A 6,556-nucleotide genomic window follows, 5' to 3' on the forward strand; every position below is an offset into this window, starting at 1 on the left:
GGGGCAAACGGGTAGCCAGTCTATCTTGCCCCGACCTTTGCCCCATGCCAGCCCCTACCCCCTCCGTTGCCGTCATTCACGTATCACACCTCACTAAGCGCTACGGCGCGCAGGTCGTCATCGACGACTTATCGTTTGAGGTGGCCGCCGGAGAAACCCTGGTGCTGCTAGGCCCCAGCGGCTGCGGCAAAACCACGCTGCTCAAAACCCTCAACCGCCTCATCGAGCCCGACAGCGGCACCATCGAACTAAATGGCCGCGACGTGCGCCAGCAAAAGCCGGAAGAATTGCGGCGCGGTATCGGCTACGTCATTCAGCAGGTGGGCCTGCTACCGCACTACACGGTGGCCCAAAACGTGGGGGTAGTGCCCGGCCTGCTGGGCCAGCCCGCCGCCGCCACCGCCGCGCGCACCACCGAGCTGCTCAATCGCCTGCACCTACCGGCCGCCCGCTTTGCCACTATGCTGCCGGCCCAGCTCTCGGGCGGGCAAGCGCAGCGCGTGGGCCTGGCCCGCGCCCTGGCCGCCGACCCGCCCGTGATTTTACTCGATGAGCCCTTCGGCGCGCTCGACCCACTTACGCGGGCTGCCGTGCGCCGCGACTTCCGCGAGCTCGATGAGCTGCGCCGCAAAACGATGGTGCTCGTGACCCATGACGTGCAGGAAGCCTTCGAGCTGGCCGACCGCATCATGCTACTAAATAACGGGCAAATTCAGCAGCTGGGGCCGCCGCGCGAGCTGCTGCTTCAGCCCGCCAACGAATTTGTGCGCAGTTTCTTCCAGGCCGAGCGGCTGGCCTTGCAGCTGCGTGTGACTACGCTGGCCGAGGTAGCGCCCTTCCTGACTTTGGAAGTTGAGGCCGCCCCGCCCGGCCTGCCTACCCTACCCCCCACCGCCAGCGTGCAGGCGGCCGTAGACCTGCTGGCCGCCACGCCCGCCGGGCGCTTTTGCCTGGCCGGCACGGCGCAGTCGGTGGCGTTGGGGCCGCTGCTGGCGGCTTTCGGGCAAGCGGTATGAAGCAAGGAATAGCGACATAAAGAGTCACCAGCCCGTCATTAGCTTGCCGGGGAATATCGCTCGTGGTCGTTCGGGCTTCGTTCAATAGTGCGCACGAGATTCCTCGGCAAGCTCGGAATGACGTTCGGACAAATTCTTCATTTCAGATAGACCAGCACATCAGTCAGCACCTCCACGCGGTGGTAGGCTACGCCGGCCAATTGCTCGGCGGGGACTTCTTCGTGAATCCAGACGGGGTGGTAGGGCACGTGAATGGCCCGGGCGCCCAGCCGGGCTACGGGCAGAATGTCCGATTTCAGCGAGTTGCCAATCATCACGAATTCTTCGGGGTGCACGCCGTAGCGAGTCAGGATACGCTGGTAGGTGGCCTCATTCTTCTCGCTCACAATCTCGACGTGGGCAAAAAAATCGCCCAGGCCCGAGCGGGCTACCTTGCTTTCCTGGTCAAAAAGGTCGCCCTTGGTGAGCACCATCAGCGGCTCGCCACGGCGCGTTAGCTCGGTAAGAACTTCGACCACGCCGGGCAGGGGCTCGATGGGGAAGTCGAGCAGGCGCTTGCCCAAGTCGAGCAGCGGCTGCAGCTCGCGGCCCGTCACGGCGCCGTTGGTGAGCTGAATGGCCGTTTCGACCATGGCCAGCATAAACGACTTGGCCCCATAGCCAAACAGGTGCATGTTGCGCCGCTGCACGTTGTAGAGCTCGCGGCCGATGTGGGCGGCGTTGCCGTGGGCGGCCAGCAGCGCCACCACCTGAGTTTCGACGTGGTCGAAATGGGGTTGGTTGGGCCAGAGGGTATCATCGGCGTCGAAGGCAATGAGCCGGGGGCGAGGGGTAGGCGTAGTCAAAACAGGTAGTTGCTGGGCGGCTCCGCACCGGAGCCAAGTCCCAAAAGTACCGAACTTGCGGCCCATGAAGCAGCTGATTGACCTGGCCACCTGGCCCCGCCGCGAGCATTTCGAGTTTTTCTCTTCTTTTGAAGAGCCTTTTTTCGGGCTGGTGGCCGAGGTAGACTGCACCCACGCCCAGGCCGAGGCCAAGCGGCTGGGGGTATCGTTTTTCCTCTACTACCTGCACCACGCGCTGCAAGCCGCCAACCAGGTCGAGGCCTTCCGCTACCGCATTGAGGCGGGGCAGGTGTATTGCTACGACCACGTGCACGCCTCGGCCACCATCGGGCGGCCCGACCATACGTTCAGCTTTTCCTTCATCAAACAGCACGCCGACCTGGCCGAATTCGTGGCCGGGGCCGAAGCCGAAATTGCGGCCGTGCGCCAGGCCAGCGGCCTGGGCCTGAGCGAGCGCACCGGCCGGCCCGACGTCATTCACTGCTCGGCCATTCCGTGGGTGCGCTTCACGGGCCTGACCCACGCCCGCAGCTTCGGGCACCCCGACAGCTGCCCCAAAATCTCCTTCGGCCAAGTGTACCACGACGGCGCCGCCCGGCGCATGGCCGTGGCCGTAAACGTGCACCACGGCCTGGCCGACGGCTACCACGTAAGCCAGTTCCTGGACCTGTTTCAGCAGCGGCTGGGTGGGTAGGGTAAGTTTTAGCTTGCCCTGCGCTCCAGGCCGGCAAGCTGAAGCTTACCGCACATCCCTACCCCCGGCAAGCTAAAGCCTACCCTACACGCGCGCTTTATTATGCAGACCCTTACCGAACTATTCGCTTTCTGGCACGCGCAGGCCGGTAAGCTGGGCCAGCAGACCCTCCAGCACATCGCCCTCACGGCCGCCGCGCTGCTGCTGGGCGTAGCCGTGGGCGTGCCGGTGGGGCTGTGGCTCACGCGCCGACCACGCTACGCGCCGGCGGTGCTGGGCGCGGCCGGCGTGCTACAAACCGTGCCGAGTATCGCGCTGCTGGGGTTTCTGATTCCGGTAATGGGCATTGGGGCGGCGCCGGCTATTCTGGCGCTGCTGCTGTACTCGCTGCTGCCGATTATCCGCAATACGGTGGCCGGCATCCAGGGCGTGCCGCCGGCCGTGGTGGAGGCTGCGCGCGGGCTGGGCTTCACCGATGGGCAGATTCTGCGGCGAGTTGAGTTGCCGCTGGCCCTACCCGTCCTCATGGCCGGCATTCGCACGGCTACGGTTATTAATGTGGGCGTAGCCACGCTGGCGGCCTACGTGGCGGCGGGCGGCCTGGGCGAGTTCATCTTCGGCGGCATCGCTTTGAACAACCCCGTGATGATACTGGCCGGGGCCATTCCGGCCGCCGGGCTGGCGCTGGCCTTTGATTTTGGGCTGGGCTTCGTGGAAAAGCTTTCGGCCCGGCGCCTGCGCCGGGTGGGCGGCGGCCTGTTGCTGGCCCTACCCCTGCTGGCGGCCGGCTACTGGCTGCCGCAGGCCAGCGGGCGGCTGCACGCGGGTTTCAGCCCCGAGTTTATCGGGCGGGCCGATTGCCTGCCGGGACTCACCCAGGCCTACGGCCTCACGCATTTGCCCAACGTGGTGCTGGCCCCGGCGCTGGTGTACGAGGCTGCCCGCAACGGCCACGTCGATGTCATCGACGGCTACTCGACCGACGGGCGCATCCGGGCCTACGGCCTGCGCGTGCTGCGCGACGACCGCAACGCCCTACCCCCCTACTTTGCCGCGCCCGTGCTGCGGCCCGATCTGCTACGCGCCCACCCCGAGCTAAGCCCGGTATTCGACCAGCTCAGCGGCCAGCTCTCCGACTCGGCCATGACGAACCTGAATTATCAGGTTGATTATCTGCATAAAGAGCCGAAAGAAGTGGCCTTGGCCTGGCTTCGCCGCAAGCACTTATTGAAGGCCCCGCGCCCCCTACCCCCCGGCGCGGCCACTGTGCGGTTGGGCTCCAAGATTTTTGCCGAGCAGTACATTCTGGTGGAGATGTACGCCGCCCTCATTCGGGGCAATACCGACCTGGCAGTGACCACCAAAACCGGCCTGGGCGGCACCACCATCTGCTTTGAGGCCCTACGCGGCGGCGAAATCGACATGTACCCCGAGTACACCGGTACCGGATTACAGGTGCTCTTGCAGCCCTCGGCGGCGGTGCTCGACTCGCTGGGCGGCCGCCCGGCGGCGGTGTACCAGTACGTACGGGCCGAGTTTCGGCGGCGCTACGGCCTGGAGTGGCGCGCGCCGCTGGGCTTCAACAACGCCTACTGCTTGCTGATGCGCCAGCGGCAAGCCGGGCAGCTGGGCATCGCTAGCATCTCGCAGCTGGGGCGGTATCTGCGGCAGTAAACGTGGGACCGCTTAATTAAATTATGCGGCGCTTTTATCAAATAATAATTACTATATTCGACGCCCTTTAACTACAATAAGTATTTATGCCTCCCTCTCCGCACTATCCAGTAACCAGCCCGGCCTTTAACGCGCTTTCTATACGGCGTGCTCCTGTCGCGTTGCTATTGATGGGGTTGTTGCAGCTAGGATTGTGGCTATATTACTGCCTCCACGATTTTTACGGAGGTGCGCGCCTGCTTGTGCTGCCTGTGCACGCCGGGCTGAAATTTGGCATGGCTCATCCCCAGATTGCCCAGATGCTGACCTCACCAGCAGGTTATTTTTCGACCAGTAGCCGAGGCGACCTTTTATATCATCCAGTTTCACTCTGTGATTATTTTCTATTTTTCACTATCGGCGACCTTACTATTCTTGATGCACTGTTTTTGGCCGGGCTAGGATACTTTCTATACTGCACCTTGCGCCGACTGCCGGCTGGCCCCGAATTTACCCTGGCCGCCAGCCGGGTTGTTGAATTTTCCGGCCTGGCTTTAATCAGCATGTTTGTGCTAAAGATGATATTTAACGTCTTCGTCATCGAAGTTTTCAAGTCCAAAACACAGGGCTTGTTTCAATTGGCCATCCTGTCTAGCAGTACGCTCTACGTAGTGGCTGGGCTGCTGCTGACGCTGTGCGCCAATCTTCTTCGGCGGGGCCAACAGTTACAGCAAGAAGCTGACTTACGGTCGGGGTTGTAGCAAAGCTTTGCCCCAACCTCACCTTAAAAAGACAGCGCCACCGTCGAAGTCAGGTTGCCGTAGTTGGTGGACGGGCTGCTGGTTTCGGTCGGGAAGCGGGCATTTTTCGAGTTGAGAAACTTGCCTTCCAGACGCACCAGCACGTGGGCGCTGGGGGCATAGTCGAAGTTGAGCGACGCGCCGCGCACAAAAAAATCGCGCTGGGCGGACGTTGGCGCCAGGTAGCGCACCACTACCCCATACTGGGCGTAGTAATACTCGCCGCGCAGGGCCATCGTCCAGCGCGGGTTCAGGTGGTAGCGCAGCACCAGTTGGGCGGTGTGCCAGGGCGTATCGGGCAGGTTGGGGCGGGCGCGCTCCTGCCAGCCAATGTCGAACAGCGCCAGCACCGACACCCGCGCGTTGGGCGTGTACGTCACGTACAGGTCGTGGAAGTAGCGCCGCCGCCGAATCGAGTCCTGCGGCTGCTCATTGCCATAAAATGCACTCGAATTGACCAGCCACTTGGCCGAGGGCCGCCACTGCACCTGCGTGCCCAGCGACTTCGCCCGGTTATTGTCGCGGATATTCTGCCAGCCATTCAGTACCAGCCCAGTCACGGTCACCTTGGGCGAAATTTCGTAGCTGAGCTTGGCCCCGGCTTCATAATACGGCGAGCCCTCGGCCGCCAGCGAGTGGGTCACCGTCCAGTTATCCTTCGAAATAGCCGATTCATAGCCGATATGCGAGCCAAACACGCCGATATCAAACCAGGCTTTTTTGAAGGGCCGAAACCCCACGTAGGCCTCGTAGATGTTGCGCAGCAGCACGGGCTCGGCGGCGTAGTTGGCTTCGGGATACGTACCGGCCTCCAGGCCCACGGCGCCGTGCACCTGGCCGTTATCATAGCGCAGCCCGATGAGGGCCTGGTTCACGGCAAACTCGTCTTGCCGGTTGTGGGAGTAAAAAAACTCGGGCCGCTGGGTGCTGCTAGGGTGCGGAAAATCAAACCCATAGTAACCGTCGAGGTAGCCATACACGGTGAGCTTGGCCGTGTCGGCAGGGAACGCAGGAGCCGCCACCTGGGCCTGCGCCGGCCCAGCCAGCAACAGGCCTAGTAGGCCGGAGAAAATGTATTTCACACAGAAAAAGCTAGATACTACCGGGAAGATACTAGCTAACCCAAGTTGCGAGGCATGCTCCCCGGTCCGCCGGCGCGGGCCGGCCGACCGGTTGTCTTTGCGTGGGCCGCATCTGTCAACGATAACCGGTCGGCCGGCTCGCGCCGACGGACCGGCCAGGCGGCCCCTCCAGCTGAAACTTCCCCCCGCAGCAAGCTGGTCTGCAACTTGGGTTAGCTAACTTCTCAGTGCGAGGGCAAAAAGGCTACCAGCTGCCACCCGGCCCAGTAACGAGCAGGGCAAAAGCACCAAAAGGTAAGTTAGCGACCTTTGGGGATGGAAGAAGAAGTAGCGGATTTCTTTTGGCAGGTAACGGACTATCGGGTGGAGGGGCGCTGTCTACACGAGCTAAGCGATATTATTTGGCTGGTGCTGTGCGGCTTACTGGCTGATTGCGAAGATTTTGAGCAGATTTATGATTACGCCT

Annotated in this window: 7 protein-coding genes; 5 read left to right on the forward strand and 2 right to left on the reverse strand. The window is 62.5% G+C overall.

Annotation, left to right across the window (positions count from 1 at the left end):
* Positions 1–44 precede the first annotated feature (44 nt).
* Entirely contained in the window at positions 45–1,016 is a 972-nt protein-coding gene (locus E4631_RS15920; RefSeq protein ID WP_133656312.1) for an ATP-binding cassette domain-containing protein, read from the forward strand.
* 137 nt (positions 1,017–1,153) lie between these two features.
* Here E4631_RS15920 and E4631_RS15925 read toward each other — a convergent pair whose 3' ends face one another.
* Positions 1,154–1,861 carry an HAD family hydrolase gene (locus tag E4631_RS15925; RefSeq protein ID WP_240734967.1) on the reverse strand — a complete coding sequence of 236 codons (708 nt, stop codon included), beginning with the start codon at positions 1,859–1,861 and terminating at the stop codon, positions 1,154–1,156.
* A 64-nt stretch (positions 1,862–1,925) separates the two neighbouring features.
* Between E4631_RS15925 and E4631_RS15930 the strand changes: the two genes are divergently transcribed.
* The 3 genes from E4631_RS15930 (at position 1,926) to E4631_RS15940 (ending at position 4,969) form a co-directional block, all read left to right on the forward strand.
* Positions 1,926–2,555, forward strand: a complete 630-nt coding sequence (locus E4631_RS15930) for a CatA-like O-acetyltransferase (protein WP_133656310.1) — start codon at positions 1,926–1,928, stop codon at positions 2,553–2,555.
* Positions 2,556–2,657: 102 nt separating this feature from the next.
* Positions 2,658–4,229, forward strand: a complete 1,572-nt coding sequence (locus tag E4631_RS15935) for an ABC transporter permease/substrate-binding protein (RefSeq protein ID WP_133656309.1) — start codon at positions 2,658–2,660, stop codon at positions 4,227–4,229.
* A gap of 86 nt (positions 4,230–4,315) precedes the next feature.
* A complete protein-coding gene (locus E4631_RS15940) occupies positions 4,316–4,969 on the forward strand; it encodes a hypothetical protein (protein ID WP_133656308.1) in 654 nt (217 codons plus the stop codon).
* A gap of 23 nt (positions 4,970–4,992) precedes the next feature.
* Here E4631_RS15940 and E4631_RS15945 read toward each other — a convergent pair whose 3' ends face one another.
* Positions 4,993–6,090: a porin gene (locus tag E4631_RS15945; RefSeq protein WP_166647986.1), complete on the reverse strand. Its 1,098-nt coding sequence runs from the start codon at positions 6,088–6,090 to the stop codon at positions 4,993–4,995.
* 315 nt (positions 6,091–6,405) lie between these two features.
* Between E4631_RS15945 and E4631_RS27055 the strand changes: the two genes are divergently transcribed.
* On the forward strand, positions 6,406–6,556 hold a 151-nt coding region (locus E4631_RS27055; protein WP_135318615.1), incomplete at its 3' end, for a transposase family protein.

This window comes from Hymenobacter sp. UV11 (assembly GCF_004684095.1).
GTDB lineage: Bacteria > Bacteroidota > Bacteroidia > Cytophagales > Hymenobacteraceae > Hymenobacter.